The sequence below is a fragment of the Micromonospora sp. AMSO31t genome (genome assembly GCF_008868175.1).
Classification (GTDB): Bacteria; Actinomycetota; Actinomycetes; order Mycobacteriales; family Micromonosporaceae; genus Micromonospora.
Genome location: NZ_WBKT01000035.1, coordinates 29543 through 44986 on the forward strand (window position 1 = coordinate 29543; position 15444 = coordinate 44986).

At 75.0% G+C, this 15444-nt stretch carries 14 protein-coding genes and 1 pseudogene; 12 read left to right on the forward strand and 3 right to left on the reverse strand.

What is annotated here, in order from left to right:
- Positions 1-64: 64 nt before the first annotated feature.
- Both F8274_RS11160 and upp read right to left on the reverse strand, forming a co-directional pair.
- Positions 65-742: a GPP34 family phosphoprotein gene (locus F8274_RS11160; protein ID WP_151462219.1), complete on the reverse strand. Its 678-nt coding sequence runs from the start codon at positions 740-742 to the stop codon at positions 65-67.
- Positions 743-839: 97 nt separating this feature from the next.
- Positions 840-1472: a uracil phosphoribosyltransferase gene (gene upp, locus F8274_RS11165; protein ID WP_151462220.1), complete on the reverse strand. Its 633-nt coding sequence runs from the start codon at positions 1470-1472 to the stop codon at positions 840-842.
- A gap of 127 nt (positions 1473-1599) precedes the next feature.
- Between upp and deoC the strand changes: the two genes are divergently transcribed.
- From deoC to F8274_RS11215, 10 genes are all read left to right on the forward strand, one after another.
- The gene (gene deoC, locus F8274_RS11170) at positions 1600-2559 is read left to right on the forward strand and encodes a deoxyribose-phosphate aldolase (RefSeq protein ID WP_151462221.1); all 960 of its coding nucleotides are present in this window, start codon (positions 1600-1602) and stop codon (positions 2557-2559) included.
- Between the two features lie 5 nt (positions 2560-2564).
- Positions 2565-3995, forward strand: coding sequence for an aldehyde dehydrogenase family protein (locus F8274_RS11175; RefSeq protein WP_151462222.1), 1431 nt, complete (start codon positions 2565-2567; stop codon positions 3993-3995).
- Positions 3988-4812 (forward strand): aldehyde dehydrogenase family protein, encoded by an 825-nt coding sequence (locus tag F8274_RS11180; RefSeq protein WP_151462223.1) that lies wholly within the window; start codon positions 3988-3990, stop codon positions 4810-4812. The genes F8274_RS11175 and F8274_RS11180 overlap by 8 nt, the downstream gene beginning before the upstream one ends.
- 32 nt (positions 4813-4844) lie before the next feature.
- Positions 4845-5273: a BlaI/MecI/CopY family transcriptional regulator gene (locus F8274_RS11185; protein WP_151462224.1), complete on the forward strand. Its 429-nt coding sequence runs from the start codon at positions 4845-4847 to the stop codon at positions 5271-5273.
- 10 nt (positions 5274-5283) lie between these two features.
- Positions 5284-6189 carry a M56 family metallopeptidase gene (locus F8274_RS11190; RefSeq protein WP_151462225.1) on the forward strand — a complete coding sequence of 302 codons (906 nt, stop codon included), beginning with the start codon at positions 5284-5286 and terminating at the stop codon, positions 6187-6189.
- A 100-nt stretch (positions 6190-6289) separates the two neighbouring features.
- On the forward strand, positions 6290-7537 hold the full coding sequence (locus F8274_RS11195) for a cytochrome ubiquinol oxidase subunit I (protein ID WP_151462226.1): 1248 nt from the start codon (positions 6290-6292) through the stop codon (positions 7535-7537).
- A gap of 11 nt (positions 7538-7548) precedes the next feature.
- The gene (locus tag F8274_RS11200) at positions 7549-8580 is read left to right on the forward strand and encodes a cytochrome d ubiquinol oxidase subunit II (protein ID WP_151462227.1); all 1032 of its coding nucleotides are present in this window, start codon (positions 7549-7551) and stop codon (positions 8578-8580) included.
- Positions 8577-10253 carry a thiol reductant ABC exporter subunit CydD gene (cydD, locus tag F8274_RS11205; RefSeq protein ID WP_151462228.1) on the forward strand — a complete coding sequence of 559 codons (1677 nt, stop codon included), beginning with the start codon at positions 8577-8579 and terminating at the stop codon, positions 10251-10253. Before F8274_RS11200 ends, cydD begins: the two co-directional genes overlap by 4 nt.
- Positions 10250-11992 carry a thiol reductant ABC exporter subunit CydC gene (gene cydC / locus F8274_RS11210; protein WP_151462229.1) on the forward strand — a complete coding sequence of 581 codons (1743 nt, stop codon included), beginning with the start codon at positions 10250-10252 and terminating at the stop codon, positions 11990-11992. The genes cydD and cydC overlap by 4 nt, the downstream gene beginning before the upstream one ends.
- A gap of 58 nt (positions 11993-12050) precedes the next feature.
- The gene (locus F8274_RS11215; RefSeq protein WP_151462230.1) at positions 12051-12740 is read left to right on the forward strand and encodes a permease prefix domain 1-containing protein; all 690 of its coding nucleotides are present in this window, start codon (positions 12051-12053) and stop codon (positions 12738-12740) included.
- Between the two features lie 62 nt (positions 12741-12802).
- Here the strand turns inward: F8274_RS11215 and F8274_RS11220 are convergent, their stop codons facing one another.
- Complete coding sequence (locus F8274_RS11220; RefSeq protein ID WP_151462231.1) at positions 12803-13144, reverse strand: PadR family transcriptional regulator; 342 nt, start codon at positions 13142-13144, stop codon at positions 12803-12805.
- Between the two features lie 147 nt (positions 13145-13291).
- Here F8274_RS11220 and F8274_RS11225 point away from each other — a divergent pair, with 147 nt between their 5' ends.
- Complete coding sequence (locus F8274_RS11225; protein WP_151462232.1) at positions 13292-14263, forward strand: DNA primase; 972 nt, start codon at positions 13292-13294, stop codon at positions 14261-14263.
- Between the two features lie 40 nt (positions 14264-14303).
- Positions 14304-15444: pseudogene (locus tag F8274_RS11230) on the forward strand (transposase); the annotation flags it as partial.

The following is a 15444-nucleotide window of genomic DNA, read 5'->3' on the forward strand; positions in this document are numbered from 1 at the left end:
CGTCGATCAAGAGGTTTGCGTCCCGGCGAGCGCTTACCCGGACGCAAACCTCTTGATCGACCAGTCAGGGGCGCTTGCCCAGGGCGGCGTCGATCGCCTGGGCCAGGGCGGCGATCACCAGGCTCACCGAGGGGCGGACGACGCTGTCGTCGAGGCTCACCGTGCCGGAGAAGCCGGCGCCCGTGGCGATCTCCTCCAGGCGCTTGCCGGCCTCGTCGGCGGCAGAGCCGGTCAGGCCAAGCGCCGGCTCCATCCGCAGCACCGCGACCAGGGTGGCGAGCGCGGCGGTCCGCTCGTCGGGGAGCTGCCCGACCGTCAGCGCCTCGGCCAGCCGCTGCCGGATGTCGGCCTCCACCGAGGCGTCCGCGACCGGGTAACGGTGCACGTGGATGAAGCCCAGCTCGGTCTCGTCGATGTCCCGGACCACGCCCCGGCCGCAGAGGTCGCCGAGGATCCGGTCGCGCAGGCCGTGCCGCAGCCGCTGCACCCACGACGACGGGGTGTGCGGGGTGTCGGCGGCGATCCGGACGAGGACCTCGTCGGCGATCGGCTCCCCGGTCGGCGCCGGGTCGAGCACCGCCAGGTTCCCGTCGGCGTACGCGATCCGGCCGGCCAGGGCCAGCTCGACCAGCACCGCGGCGGCCATGCCCAGGTCCAGGCTGATCCGCGGCATGGTCGCCTTGCCGGTTTCGTCGTCATAGGCGAGGAGCAGCAGCTCTTCGGCGAGCGCAACACCAGTCATGGCCCGAGACGGTAGCGGCTGGGCGCACCCCGCGCACGGACTCGCCGGGTCCGGTGTCGGGGCGGCCCGCCGGCGCTGCCGGCGGGCCGGTCCGTGGTCAGAAGCGGGGCATGCCGCCGAACTGGCGGTCCCCGGCGTCGCCGAGGCCCGGGACGATGAACATCCGGTCGTTGAGGCCCTCGTCGATCGACGCGGTGACCAGGCGCAACGGCAGCCCGGACCGCTCCAGCCGCTCGATGCCGGCCGGCGCGGCCAGCACGCAGAGCACGGTGATGTCGGTGCAGCCGCGGTCGGCGAGCAGCTGGCAGCAGTGCTCCAGCGAGCCGCCGGTGGCCAGCATCGGGTCGAGCACCAGCACCGGCAGGCCGGCGAGGTCCCGGGGCAGCGACTCCATGTACGCGCGCGGCTCGTACGTCTTTTCGTCGCGGGCCAGGCCGACGAAGCCCATCGACGACTCGGGGAGCAGGCCGAGCGCGGCGTCGGCCATGCCGAGGCCGGCCCGCAGCACCGGCACGAGCAGCGGCGGGTTCGCCAGCCGGGTGCCCTCGGTGCCGGTGACCGGGGTCTGCACCGGGTACTTCTCGACGGGGAACGAGCGCGCGGCCTCGTACACCAGCATGGTGGTGAGTTCGTGCAGCGCGGCCCGGAACGACGCGGAGTCGGTCCGGGCGTCCCGCATGGCGGTCAGCCGCGCCTGGGCGAGCGGGTGGTCAATGACGTGTACGTCCACGATCGCTCAACCTACCGGTCGCGGGGCGGGCGCATCGCGGGTGCGGGCGGACCAGCGACCGGGCTCACGTGCCGCGGGCCCGCCGTGACCAAGATCACTCGACGCGCGGGTGCGTAGTATTCGGGGCATGACGGCGACAGCGACGTCGGCCCGGTCGGATCTCTCCGAGCTGGGACGATCCGAGACCGCTCTGCGGACCTTCCTGCACGGCCTGCCCGGCGTGGACCAGGTCGGCGCGGAGCAGCGGGCGGCACAGCTCGGCACCCGCTCCATCAAGACCACCGCGAAGGCCGAGGCCATCGACCTGGCGATCCGGATGGTCGACCTGACCACCCTCGAAGGGGCGGACACCCCCGGCAAGGTGCGGGCGCTCGCCGCCAAGGCGCTGCGTCCCGACCCGGCCGACCCGTCCTGCCCGCATGTCGGCGCGGTCTGCGTCTACCCGGCCATGGTCCCGTACGTGGCCGAGGTGCTGCGCGGGTCCGGCGTGCACCTGGCCAGCGTGGCGACCGCCTTCCCGTCCGGCCAGGCCCCGCTGGAGGTCAAGCTCGCCGACACCCGGGCGGCCGTCGCGGCCGGCGCGGACGAGATCGACATGGTGATCAACCGGGGCGCGTTCCTGGCCGGCCGCTACTCCGAGGTCTACGACGAGATCGTGGCCACCAAGGAGGCCTGCGGCGACGCCCACCTCAAGGTGATCCTGGAGACCGGCGAGCTGGCCACCTACGACAACGTGCGCCGCGCCTCCTGGCTGGCCATGCTGGCCGGCGGGGACTTCATCAAGACGTCCACCGGCAAGGTGCCGGTCGCGGCCACCCCGCCGGTGACCCTGGTCATGCTGGAGGCGGTCCGGGACTTCCGCGCCGCCACCGGGCGCCAGGTCGGCGTGAAGCCGGCCGGCGGCATCAAGACGACCAAGGACGCGATCAAGTACCTGGTCATGGTCAACGAGACCGTCGGCCCGGACTGGCTGGACCCGGACTGGTTCCGGTTCGGGGCGTCCAGCCTCCTCAACGACCTGCTCATGCAGCGCACCAAGCTGACGACCGGCGTCTACGCCGGCCCCGACTACTTCACACTGGACTGAGCGCGATGTTCGAATACGCACCCGCCCCCGAGTCGCGCTCGGTGGTGGACATCAAGCCCTCGTACGGGCTCTTCGTCGACGGCAAGTTCGTCGACCCGACCGACGGCGGCAGCTTCAAGTCGATCAACCCGGCCTCCGAGGAGGTGCTGGCCGAGATCGCCGAGGCCGGCAGCGAGGACGTGGACCGCGCGGTCCGCGCCGCCCGTGAGGCGTACGAGCGCGTCTGGGGTCCGATGCCGGGCCGGGACCGGGCCAAGTACCTGTTCCGCATCGCGCGGATCATCCAGGAGCGCTCCCGCGAGCTGGCCGTGCTGGAGTCGCTGGACAACGGCAAGCCGATCAAGGAGTCCCGCGACGTCGACGTGCCCCTGGTCGCCGCGCACTTCTTCTACTACGCGGGCTGGGCCGACAAGCTGGAGCACGCCGGCTTCGGCGCGAACCCCCGCCCGCTCGGGGTTGCCGCGCAGGTCATCCCGTGGAACTTCCCGCTGCTCATGCTGGCCTGGAAGATCGCCCCGGCGCTCGCGGCCGGCAACACGGTGGTGCTCAAGCCGGCCGAGACCACCCCGCTGACCGCGCTGCTCTTCGCCGAGATCTGCCAGCAGGCCGACCTGCCGGCCGGCGTGGTCAACATCGTCACCGGCGCCGGCGAGACCGGCCGCGCCCTGGTCGAGCACCCGGGCGTGGACAAGGTGGCCTTCACCGGCTCCACCGAGGTCGGCAAGGCCATCGCCCGCTCGGTCGCCGGCACCCGCAAGAAGCTCACCCTGGAGCTGGGCGGCAAGGCCGCCAACATCGTCTTCGACGACGCCCCGATCGACCAGGCCGTCGAGGGCATCGTCAACGGCATCTTCTTCAACCAGGGGCACGTCTGCTGTGCCGGCTCCCGGCTGCTGGTCCAGGAGAACGTCGCCGACCGGGTGCTGGAGTCGCTGAAGCGGCGGATGGCCCAGCTCCGGGTCGGTGACCCGCTGGACAAGAACACCGACATCGGCGCGATCAACTCGTCCGCCCAGCTGGCCCGCATCCGGGAGCTGTCGGAGGCCGGCGCCGCCGAGGGCGCCGAGCGCTGGTCGCCGCCGTGCGAGCTGCCGGACCGCGGCTTCTGGTTCGCGCCGACCATCTTCACCGGCGTCACCCAGGCGCACCGGATCGCCCGCGAGGAGATCTTCGGCCCGGTGCTGTCCGTGCTGACCTTCCGCACCCCGGCCGAGGCCGTGGAGAAGGCCAACAACACGCCGTACGGGCTGTCGGCCGGGATCTGGACCGACAAGGGCTCCCGGATCCTGTGGATGGCCGACCGCCTGCGCGCCGGCGTGGTCTGGGCCAACACGTTCAACAAGTTCGACCCCACCTCGCCGTTCGGCGGCTACAAGGAGTCGGGCTACGGCCGCGAGGGCGGCCGGCACGGGCTGGAGGCGTACCTCAATGTCTGAGCGGGTCGCGGTACGCAAAACGTACAAGCTCTTCATCGGCGGGAAGTTCCCCCGTAGCGAGTCGGGACGGTCGTATCTCGTGCAGGACTCCAACGTGTCGCTGGCCTCCCGCAAGGACGCGCGGGACGCCGTGCTCGCCGCCCGCGCGGCCGTGAAGGGCTGGGCCGGGGCGACCGCGTACAACCGCGGTCAGATCCTCTACCGGGTCGCCGAGATGCTGGAGGGCCGGCGGGACCAGTTCGTCGCCCTGGGCGCGTCCGCCGCCGAGGTCGACGCGGCCATCGACCGGTGGGTCTGGTACGCCGGCTGGTCCGACAAGCTCGCGCAGGTCTACGGCGGGGCGAACCCGGTGGCCGGGCCGTACTTCAACCTGTCCGCGCCCGAGCCGACCGGCGTGGTGGCCGTGGTGGCCCCGGAGTCCCCGGCGCTGCTCGGCCTGGTCAGCGTGATCGCCCCGGCGGTCGTCACCGGCAACACCGTGGTGGTGGCCGCCTCCCCGTCGGCGCCGCTGGCGGCCGTGACCCTGGCCGAGGTGCTGGCCACCTCCGACCTGCCGGGCGGGGTGGTGAACATCCTCACCGGCCGGCTGTCGGAGACCGTGCCGACGCTGGCCGCGCACATGGACGTCAACGCCATCGACCTGACCGGGGTCGCCGACGCCGACCTGGCCGCCGAGCTGGAGGTCAAGGCCGCGGAGAACCTCAAGCGGGTGCTCCGGCCGGCCCCGGCCGACAACGACTGGTACGCCGATCCGGGCATCACCCGGATGACCACGCTGCTGGAGACGAAGACCGTCTGGCACCCGAAGGGCGTCTGAACGCCTTCTACTACGCGAGGTAGGATTACGGGGTGACTCGGCTCGGTGATCTGGAACGTGCGGTGATGGACGTGCTGTGGGACTCGGTCCCCGGCACGTCGGACGGCGTGACCGTACGCGAGGTCGCCGACGCCCTCGACGGGCGTGAGCTGGCCTACACGACGGTGATGACCGTGCTCGACCGGTTGGCCGGCAAGGGCATGGTGCAGCGCGAGCGGGAGGGGCGGGCCTGGCGTTACCGGCCCGCCGCCACCCGCGAGGCGCACATCGCCCAGCTCATGCTCGACGCCCTCGACCTCGGCGGCAGCCGGGACGCCGCGCTGGTGCGCTTCGCCCGCTCGGTGACCGGCACCGAGGCGGAGGTGCTGCGCGCGGCGCTCAGCGCCGAGGCGGGGCTGACCGACCGGGTCGAGGACCCGCGGGCCGGCGGCCCGGCGCTCGACGAGGCGACGGACCGGTAGGGCGGCCGCCGTGGCGTACGCCCTGCACTTCGCCGCGACCATCCTGGCCTGCTGGCTGACCGCGCAGGTCCTGGCCGCCGCGCGGTGGACCTGGCAGGCCCCGCGGGTGGCGATCGTCTGCTGGCAGGCGGTCGGGCTGGCGCTCGGCCTCTCCGCCATGGGGCTGCCCATGGCGCTCGGCCTGAGCGCGTACGAGCTGCCGACCGGGAGCGCGCTGCTGACCCTCGTCGACGACCTGGCCCACGGCACGCTGCCGGCCGGGCTGGGCGCGCCGCACCTGGGCCTGGTCGGGGTCGGTTTCGGCATCGGCGCGGTGCTGCTCACCACGACCGTGCGCAGCATCCACGGCACCGTGCGCGCCCAGCGCCGGCACCGGGAGCTGCTCAGCCTGGTCGCCCGGCGGGATCCCACGGTGCCCGGCGCGCTGGTGCTCGACCACCCGAGCGCGGCCGCGTACTGCCTGCCCGGGGTGAAGCCGCGGGTGGTGGTCAGCGCCGGCACGCTCAGCCTGCTCGACCGCGCCGAGCTGGCGGCGGTGCTCACCCACGAGCGGGCGCACGCCCAGGAGCGGCACGACCTGGTGCTGCTGCCGTTCACGGCGCTCTGCCGGGCGCTGCCCTGGTTCCGCTGGGTGCGCGACGCGCACGAGCGGGTGGCGCTGCTGGTCGAGATGCGCGCCGACGACAAGGCCCGGGAGCTGCACGCCGGGGCGCCCCTGGCGGGGGCGCTGCGCCGGTTCGCCGCCGCCGGGCACCGGGTCACCCCGGCCGGCACGCTGGGCCTGGGCGACCGGGATCTCGACGTGCGGGTGCAGCGGCTCATGGTGGCCGACCGGCCGCCGCGGGTGCTCGGGGCCACCGCGCTGTCCGTCGCGACCATGCTGGTCGCCCTGCCGATCTCCCTCTTCCTGAGCTGACGGACGGGAACCCGACTCCGGGCCGCCACCGGACCTCATAGGTAGCGAGCCTACGTGTAGGCTCGCTATGACAAGCGAGTCAACTAGTGGGAGGACGGCCATGGATCCCCTGCTCCTCGCCCGCCTGCAGTTCGCCACGACCACCTCGATCCACTTCCTGTTCGTGGTGGTCACCCTCGGCCTGGTCACCCTGCTGGTCGGCCTCCAGACCGCCGGCTTCGTCACCGGCAAGCCGGTGTACGAGCGGCTGACCCGCTTCTGGGGCCAGCTCTACGTGCTCAATTACGTGCTGGGGATCGCCACCGGGATCGTCATGGAATTCCAGTTCGGGCTGAACTGGAGCGGCCTGTCGCGCTACGTGGGCAACGTGTTCGGTGCGCCGCTGGCCATCGAGACGCTTGTCGCCTTCTTCCTGGAGTCCACGTTCCTCGGCATGTGGATCTTCGGCTGGCACCGGCTGCGGCGCGGCATCCACCTGGCGCTGCTCTGGGGGGTCGCGCTCACCGCGTACGCCTCGGCGTTCTGGATCATGGTGGCCAACGCGTGGCTCCAGCACCCGGTCGGCTACGAGGTGCGCGACGGCGTCGCCCACCTCACCGACTTCGGCGCGCTGCTCACCAACCCCACCCTCGGCTTCGCCTTCGGCCACGTGGTCTCGGCCGGCCTCGTCACCGGCGGGATGCTGATGGCCGCGGTCAGCGCCGCACACCTGCTCCGGCGCACCCCGGACTACGCGCTCTTCCGGAAATCGCTGCGGATCGGCCTGATCACCGCGGCGCTCGCGGTGACCACGCTGCAGGGCTTCGGGTTCGCGCAGTTCGGCCCGGTCGGGAAACTCCAACCGACCAAGTTCGGCGGCGGCGCCGACCGCGACGCGCTGGTCGCCGACTGGACGACGCGGTTCGGCCCCGGCGACTACACCCCGCCGGCACTGTCCAGCGTCGGCCTCGGCTTCATGATCCTCATCGGCTTCACCCTGGGCTGCGCCTGGTTCCTGCTGCCGCTGCTCTGGCGGGACTGGATCATCCGGCTGAAGTTCCCGCTCTGGCTGGTGCTCCTCGCCGTGCCGCTGCCGTTCGTCGCGGTGATCCTCGGCTGGATCGCCCGCGAGGTGGGGCGCCAGCCCTGGGTGGCGTACGGGCTGCTGCCGACCGGCCAGGCCGTCTCGCCGGTGAGCCCCGGGCTGATGCTCACCTCGCTCATCGGCTTCACCCTGCTGCTCGGCACCCTCGCCGTCACCAACTGGGTGCTGCTGGTCCGGCACGCCGCCCGGGGCGCGCACGACCCCGCGCTCGGCCGGCCGCCCGCGCCGGACGCCGACCACCACCCCCACCCCGTGTTCGCCTGAGGGAGCCCGCCGTGGAACTCGCCTGGTACGCCCTGCTCGGCCTCTTCTTCGCCACCTACCTCGTGCTCGGCGGCTACGACTACGGCGTCGGGCTGCTGCTGGCCCGGGGCGCCACGCCCGGGGCCCGCCGGGCCGCGCTGAACGCGGTGGGGCCGTTCTTCCTCGGCAACGAGGTCTGGCTGGTGGCCGCGGTCGGCATCCTGTTCGGCGCCTTCCCCACCCTGGAGGGCGAGCTGCTCTCCGGCCTCTATCCGGCCGTGCTCGGGGCGCTCGCCGGGGTGGTGCTCGTGACGGCCGGGGTGCAGCTGCGCAGCCGGCCGCGCGGCGGGACGGCCCGCGCCTTCTGGGACCGGGTGGTGGTGGCCGGCAGCGTGCTCGCCGCGCTCGGCTGGGGAGCACTGCTCGGCGGGCTGCTCCAGGGCGTGCCGCCGGCCGGCGACGGACACCCCGCCGGGGTCGGCCACCTGTTCACCCCGTTCGTGGCCGCCGCCGCGCTCGCGCTGCTCGCGCTGGTCGCCGTGCACGGTGCGACCTTCCTCACGCTGCGGCTGCCGGTCGCCGACGTGCCGTCGGTCGCCCGGCTGGCCCGGGGCCTGATGCCGGCGGCGCTCACCGCGGTCGCCACCGCCACCGCCCTGGGCCTGCTCTCCGATCGGGTACGCGCCGCGGTGGCCCGCCCGGCGGTCGCCGTACTCCTGCCGCTGGCGCTGGTGGCGACGCTGCTCATGGCCCGCGCGGCGCTGCGCCGGGGCCGGGCCGGCCTGGCCTTCGCCGCGACCAGCGTGGCGCTGGCCCTGCCGGTGCCGCTGGTCGGCGCGGCGCTCTGGCCCCGGGTGCTGGTCTCCACCGTCGACCCGGCGGCCGCGCCGCAGCTGACCGACGCGGCGGTGCTGACCGTGGCGGACGCGGCCGCGAGCGGGCCGACGCTGGCGCTGCTGGGCTGGCTGGCGCTGCCGCTCGTTCCGGCCCTACTAGGCTTTCAGGCAATGTGCTGGTGGGTGTTCCGGGGACGGACCGACGGCAGGGCACCGGTGTACTGGTGAACCGCCGCCCGTTCGACCCGCGGCTGCTGCGCCGGGTCCCCGCGGCCCGGCGCGACCTCGCCGTGCTCGCGGTGCTCGGCGGGCTGACCGCCCTGCTGGTGGTCGCGCAGGCCACCGCACTGGCCACCCTGCTGGCCACCGCGATCGACGGGCGGCTGCACCGACCGGCGCTTGCCGGTTTCGGGGCGGCGGTCGCGGCCCGCGCGCTGGTGAGCTGGGCGCAGGGCACCGTGGCGGCCCGGGCGGCGGCCACGGTCAAGGCGGCGCTCCGGGCCGACCTGCTGCGCGCGGTCGGCCGGCACGGCCCCACCTGGGTCGCCGGCCGCCGGGCCGGGCAGCTCGCCACCCTGGCCGGGCGCGGCCTGGACGCGCTCGACCCGTACTTCACCGGCTACCTGCCGCAGCTCGTGCTGAGCGTGACCGTGCCGCTGGCCGTGCTGGCCCGGATCGTGCTCGCCGACTGGAGCTCCGCGCTGATCATCGCGCTGACCATCCCGCTCATCCCGGTCTTCGGTGCGCTGCTCGGCTGGCAGGCGCAGGCCGCCACCGAGCGGCAGTGGCGGCGGCTGTCGCTGCTCGGCGGGCACTTCCTCGACATGGTGGCCGGGCTGCCCACGCTGCGAGCGTTCGGCCGGGCCCGGGCCCAGGTCGACGTCGTGCGCCGGATGGCCGACGGGCACCGCCAGGCCACCATGAAGACCCTGCGGATCGCCTTCCTGTCCGCGCTGGTCCTCGAACTGGTCGCCACCCTCTCCGTGGCGCTGGTCGCCGTGCCGGTCGGCATCCGGCTGCTCGGCGGCGGGATCACCCTCTCCACCGCGCTGCTGGTGCTGCTGCTCACCCCGGAGGCCTACCTGCCGCTACGGGCCGCCGGCAGCCGGTTCCACGCCAGCATGGAGGGGCTCACCGCGCTGGACGAGGCGCTCACCCTCTCCGCGACGCCGGAGGCCGCCGCACCGGGAACCGCCGGGCCGGCGCCGGACGGCCGGGGCGAGATCCGCTTCGAGGGCGTGACCGTCGCGTACGAGCGGACCACGGCCCTGCGGGACGTCACGCTCACCATCCGCCCCGGCGAGCGGATCGCCGTCATCGGGCCCAGCGGGGCGGGCAAGACCACACTGCTCAACCTGCTGCTCGGCTTCGTCACCCCGACCGCCGGCCGGGTGACCGTCGACGGGGTGGACCTCGCCGGGGTCGACCTCGACGCGTGGCGGCGGGAGCTGGCCTGGGTGCCCCAGCGGGCCCACCTCTTCGCCGGCTCGCTGGCCGACAACATCCGCCTGGGTGCCCCCGACACCCCGGACGCCGCGCTGGCCGGCGCGGTCACCGACGCCGCGCTGGACGAGGTGGTCGCCGCCCTGCCCGACGGGCTCCGCACCACGCTCGGCGAGCGCGGGCACGGCCTGTCCAGCGGGCAGCGGCAGCGGGTCGCGCTGGCCCGGGCGTTCCTCCGGGACGCCCCGCTCGTGCTCCTCGACGAGCCGACCGCCCGCCTGGACAGCGCCAGCGAGGCCGTCGTGCTCGCGGCCACCCGGCGCCTGGTCGCCGGGCGTACCGCGCTGCTGGTCGCGCACCGGCCCGCGCTGCTGACCGACGCCGACCGGATCCTCCGCGTCGAGGACGGCCGGGTCACCGAGCTGAGCCGCGTACCGGCCGGGAAGGGGACGCCATGACCGACGGACCCGAGCGGGCGGTGCTGCGGCTGGCCCGGCCCTACCTGGGCCGCCTGCTGGGCGCCGGGCTGCTCGCCGCGGCCACCGAGTTCGCCGGGCTGGCCCTCATGGCCACGGCCACGTGGCTGCTGATGAGCGCCGCCGGCCGGCCGCCGCTGGACCGGCTGACCGTGGCGATCGTCGCCGTGCGCGCGCTCGCGGTGAGCCGGGGCGTGTTCCGCTACACCGAGCGGCTGGCCGGGCACGACGCGGTGCTGCGCATGATCACCGACGTCCGGGCCCGGGTCTTCGCCACCCTGGTGGCCCGGCGCGACGCCACCGCCCAGCGCACCGGCGACGCGCTGAGCCGGCTGGTCTCCGACGTGGAGGCGGTGCAGGACCTGCTGCTGCGGGTGCTGGTGCCGGGCGCGGCGGCCGCGCTCGTGAGCGTGCTGGCCGTCGGGAGCACCGCGCTGATCTCGCTGCCGGCCGCGGGCGTGCTCGCCGCCGGGCTGCTGGTGGCCGGGGTGGCGCTGCCCGTGCTGGCCGCCGGGCTGACCCGGCGGGCCGCCGACGAGGTGGCCCCGCTGCGCGGCGCGCTCGCGGTGGACGCGGTCGACCTGACCCACGGCGCCGCCGACCTGGCCGCCTTCGGCGCGACCGGCACGGCCCTGACCGCCGCCGAGACCCGGGCCGGTCGCCTGGCCCGGCTGGAGCGCCGGCTCGCCGCGACCGGCTTCGCGGTGGACGCGGCCGGGGTGCTGGTCGGCGGGCTCACCGCCGCCGCCGTGGTGGTCGTGGCCCTGCGCGCGGGCGTCGGCGGGGTGCTCGTCGGCGTCCTGGCGGTGGGCACGCTGGCCGCCGTCGAGGTGTCCCTCGCGCTGGTCGGGGCGGCCCGGCAGCGCACCCAGCTCCGCGCCGGCCTGGCCCGGGTGGCCGACCTGCTCACCGAGGCCGGGGAACCGGCGCCCACCGCACCCGTCGGACCGGCGTCCGGCGGGCACGACGTCCGGTTCTCGGGCGTGACCGTCCGCTACCGGGAGGGGGCGGCGCCCGCCCTCGCCGGGGTCGACCTGGACCTGCCCGCCGGCCGCCGGGTGGCCGTGGTCGGGCCGAGCGGCGCCGGTAAGAGCACCCTGGCCGCCGCGCTCACCGGCTCGGTACGCCCCGACACCGGCCGGATCACCGTGGACGGCGTGGACGTGTCTGACCTGGCGGACGAGGAACTGCCCCGGGTGGTCGGCGGCCTGCTCGCCGAGGCGTACGTCTTCCACGCCACGGTCCGGGAGAACCTGCTGCTCGGGCGGCCCCGCGCCGACGAGGCGGAGCTGGCCGCCGCCACCCGGGCCGCCGGCCTGCTGGACTGGGTACGCGCCCAGCCCGACGGCTGGGACACCCTGGTCGGCGAGCAGGGCGGGCAGCTCTCCGGCGGGCAGCGGCAGCGGCTCGCGCTGGCCCGGGCGCTGCTGGCCGGCCCGCCGGTGCTGGTGCTCGACGAGCCGACCGAGGGGCTCGACCCGGCGGCCGCGGACGCGGTGCTCGCCTCGACGCTGGCCGCCACCCCGGCCGGGCATTCGGTGCTGCTGATCAGCCACCGGCTCAGCGGCCTCGCCGGGCTGGACGAGATCGTGGTGCTCGACGCGGGCCGGGTGGTGCAGCGCGGCCGGCACGAGGAGCTGGTGGCCCGGCCGGGCTGGTACCGGGAGCAGTGGCTGCTCCAGGAGGCGGCCGAGCGCGGCTACCTGGCCCTGGCCCCCTGAGCCGCTTTCCGGGATTTTCCCCGACGCGGCCGGCCCGGTGCGGTGGCAGGGTGGTGCCATGCGGGGGTACGAGGAGATCCACGTCGACGAACGGCTGCGCGAGCTGGCCGGGCAGTTGCACGGGCCGGCCCGGCTCAAGGCGGACCTGCTGACCGAGGCGCGGCACGCCCTGGAGGATGCCGTCGAGGCGTACCGCGAGGGGGGCCTGCCGGTGGCGGAGGCCGAGCGGCGGGCGGTGGCCGACTTCGGCAGTCCGGCTCAGCTCGCGCCCGGCTACCAGGCCGAGCTGGCCGCCGGCGCGCTGCGTGGGCTGGCCCTGCGGGCGCTGGCGGTGGCCGCGGTGCTCATGGTCGGCGGCGACCTGACCTGGCGGGGGGCGAGCTGGAGCGACGGCCCGCGCCCGCCGGAGGCCTACCTGCTCCTCTCCGCCTCGGTCAACGGCATCTGGGCCGTGGTCGCCGGGCTGGCGCTGGTCGGGCTGCTGCTCAACCTGCTCGCCGCCCGGTACGCCACACCACGGCTGCCCCGGCTGGCCCGCGCGGTGGGCTTCGGGCTGACCGGCGGGCTGGCGGTCGGCGCGGGGGCCGGCGTGGCGCTGTTCGGCTGGTCGGTCCACCTCTGGGACGCGGCGCTCACCTGGCCCCCGATGATCATCGGGGCGGTGCTCGTCAGCGCCGCCTGGTTCGCGCTGGCCCGGGCGGCCCGCTACTGGCTGCTGAGCGCCCGCGGCCTGCGGGTCGCCGGCTGACCCCCGGATCGCCGGCCCCCGCGTGCGCGGCGGGTGACCCGCTGTCCCGCCACGGGCCTCGCTCAGGCCGGGGTGGCCGGCGGTTCGTCGGTGCCGAGAAAGCGGCCGACCGTGGCGCTGAACTCGCGCCATCCCGCGCGCTCCCCGGCGAGCGCCAGGCCGCCGGCGTCGGTGAGCTCGTAGGTGCGCCGCTCCCGGCCGTTGACGGTGCTCCAGGCGCTGGCCACGTAGCCGGCCCGCTCCAGGCGGCGCAGCGCCGGATAGATGGTGCCGGTGGGCAGGTCCAGGGTGCCGCCGCTGCGGGCCCGGAGCGCCTCGATGATCGCGTAACCGTGCAGCGCGCCCTGCTCCAGCACCGCGAGCAGCAGCGCATCGAGGTGTCCGTGCAGCGCCTGGGCCTTCATGCGTAGCAAGACTACTTGTCCGCGGGTCGGGACGCCACCGGGGTGCGGCTCCCGGCGACGGCGGGACGCCCACTAGGGTATGTGCGCAGAGTCACTCGGCGGCCGACCGTCGCCGGGTGGGCAACCCGAAAGCACACGGAGGTCAGCGTGGCCCGCCAGTCGCCCCAACGGCCCGACGCCGACGAGCCCGAGCTCGACGACACCACCGCGTCGACCGCAGCAGACGAGGTCGAGGTCGACCGCCCGGCGGCCGACCGCGCGCTCTGGGACGAGCTGCGGATCGACCCGGTGGAGATCGCCCTGCCCGCCGGCACCGGCTTCACGCTGCGGGCGTACCGGCCGGCGCGCGAGCTGACCCCGACCGACGTCGCCGAGCGCGACGAGGACGACCCCTTCCTGGCCCGTCGCCAGGTCGTCGAGACCGAGGACGACGAGGAGGTGGTGATCCTCGACGAGGAGTTCGCCGCCCTCGCCGCCGAGGAGGACGAGGACGCCGACGCCGAGAAGCGGGCCGGGCGCCGCCGCCGCGGCAAGGCCGAGGCGGCCGCCGACGAGGACGCCGACGAGGCCACCGAGGCCGCCGACGAGGACGAGGCGGACGAGGACGAGGACGAGGCGGACGCCGCGGGTGACGAGGAGGTGCCCGTCTTCCTCACCCACCGCGGCAAGCTGCTGCTGTTCAAGACCCCGGAGTCGCTGGTCAGTTTCATCCGTTCCGGTGCGCCGAACGACCTGTCTCAACTGGACAGCTGGAATGAACTGTCCGAACGGGTTGAACCCGCCGACATCGCCCCGCTGGACGAGGACACCTACGAGCTCGACCTGGTAGTGGAGAACCTCCGCGGCGGCCACGACGCGTGGGACCCGACGCTGCTGATCGAAGCCGGTGAGGTCGCCCGTGACCTGGCGTACGCGCTGCGGCTACCGGCGGTGCTCGACATGCTCTCCGCAGGCTCCAGCCTGGATGACCTGGACGAGGCGCTGCGCAGTTCTGTCAACGGCGGAATCGGTGGATTCCTGGGCCGGCGCCGGCTGAAGAAAATCGGGGCACAAACCGCAAGTTTGGGTTGGCGCACCATTGTCGGCAAGATCTCTGCTGTTGTGGACTGGCGCGACTGACCCGGAGCGGGGAGCATCAGTCTCTGGCAGAGCAAGACCTGTGTCCCGGGAGGAGGACGACGCCGTGGCGCTCGTGCGCGTGTACTGCGGTCTGGCCTCGGCGGATTCGGCCGACCGGTCGGCTTCGGTCGAATCGACGCTGACGTCCGCTGTGGTCGACGACGCAGGCCGTCTGCTGCATGTCTGTGAGATCGGTGACGACCCGGCTGGCTACGCCCAACTGGTCGCGCTGCTCGTGGAGCGGTCGGGCGGGCCGAGCGGTGCGGCCATCGCGGCCGACAGCGACGACCACACGGTCACCTCGCTGCTCAGCGCGGCGGGTCGGCCGCTGGCGATCGCGGACGACGACTCGGTCGACGACTTCGCCGAGCGCTTCGCGGACGACGACTCGCTGGAGGAGATGCAGTCCCCGCCGGCCGAGCGTCGTGCGGTCGGGCTGGCCCGTGCGCTCCAGGCCGGCGCGCTCTCCGCGGTGACCCTCCCGGCGCCACGCGACCTCGCCAACTACAAGCAGGTCCTCTCCGCGCACGCGGCACTGGCCAGCGGCCGGCACTCCGCCGCGGTGGCGCTGCGCGAGGTGCTCCGCGAGCTCTACCCGGCCGCGCTGCGCGCCTACCCGGACCCGGCCGAGCCGGTCTCCCTGGCCATCCTCGACGCGCTGCCCGAGCCGGGCATGCTCGCCGGCACGGTGGCCCGGGGCCGCGAGGTCGCCGTGGCGGCGGACGCCGTCGCCGCCCACCTGGCCGCCGAGGGTGTCGCCGACGCGGACACCATCAACGACGCGGTGACCGCGCTGCGGGTCGCGATCTCCGAGACGCCCCGGCGGGCCGCCGTCAACCGGGCGCTCACCACCGCCGTCGCCGAGACCGTGCGGCAGGCCGTCGCCTCCGTCCGAGCCTGCGACGCCGGCTGCGACGCGCTGGTCGGCGCGCTCAGCGCCCGGGTCACCACGCCCGCTCCGGCGCCGGGCCGCCGCGCCGCCGCGCGCCGCGGCGAGCAGGTCGAGGAGCTGGTCCCGTCGGCCGCCGCCGGGCTGCGCCCGGTGCGCCCCGCCGAGCCCGAGCCCGTCGCGGAGCAGGCCGCGCGACGCGGCCGTCCCGAGCCGGTCTCCGGGCTGGTGGGTCGGCGCAGCCGTCCCGAGCCGGCCGGTCCGGCCGCCCCGCCCTCACCGCGGCCGCTCG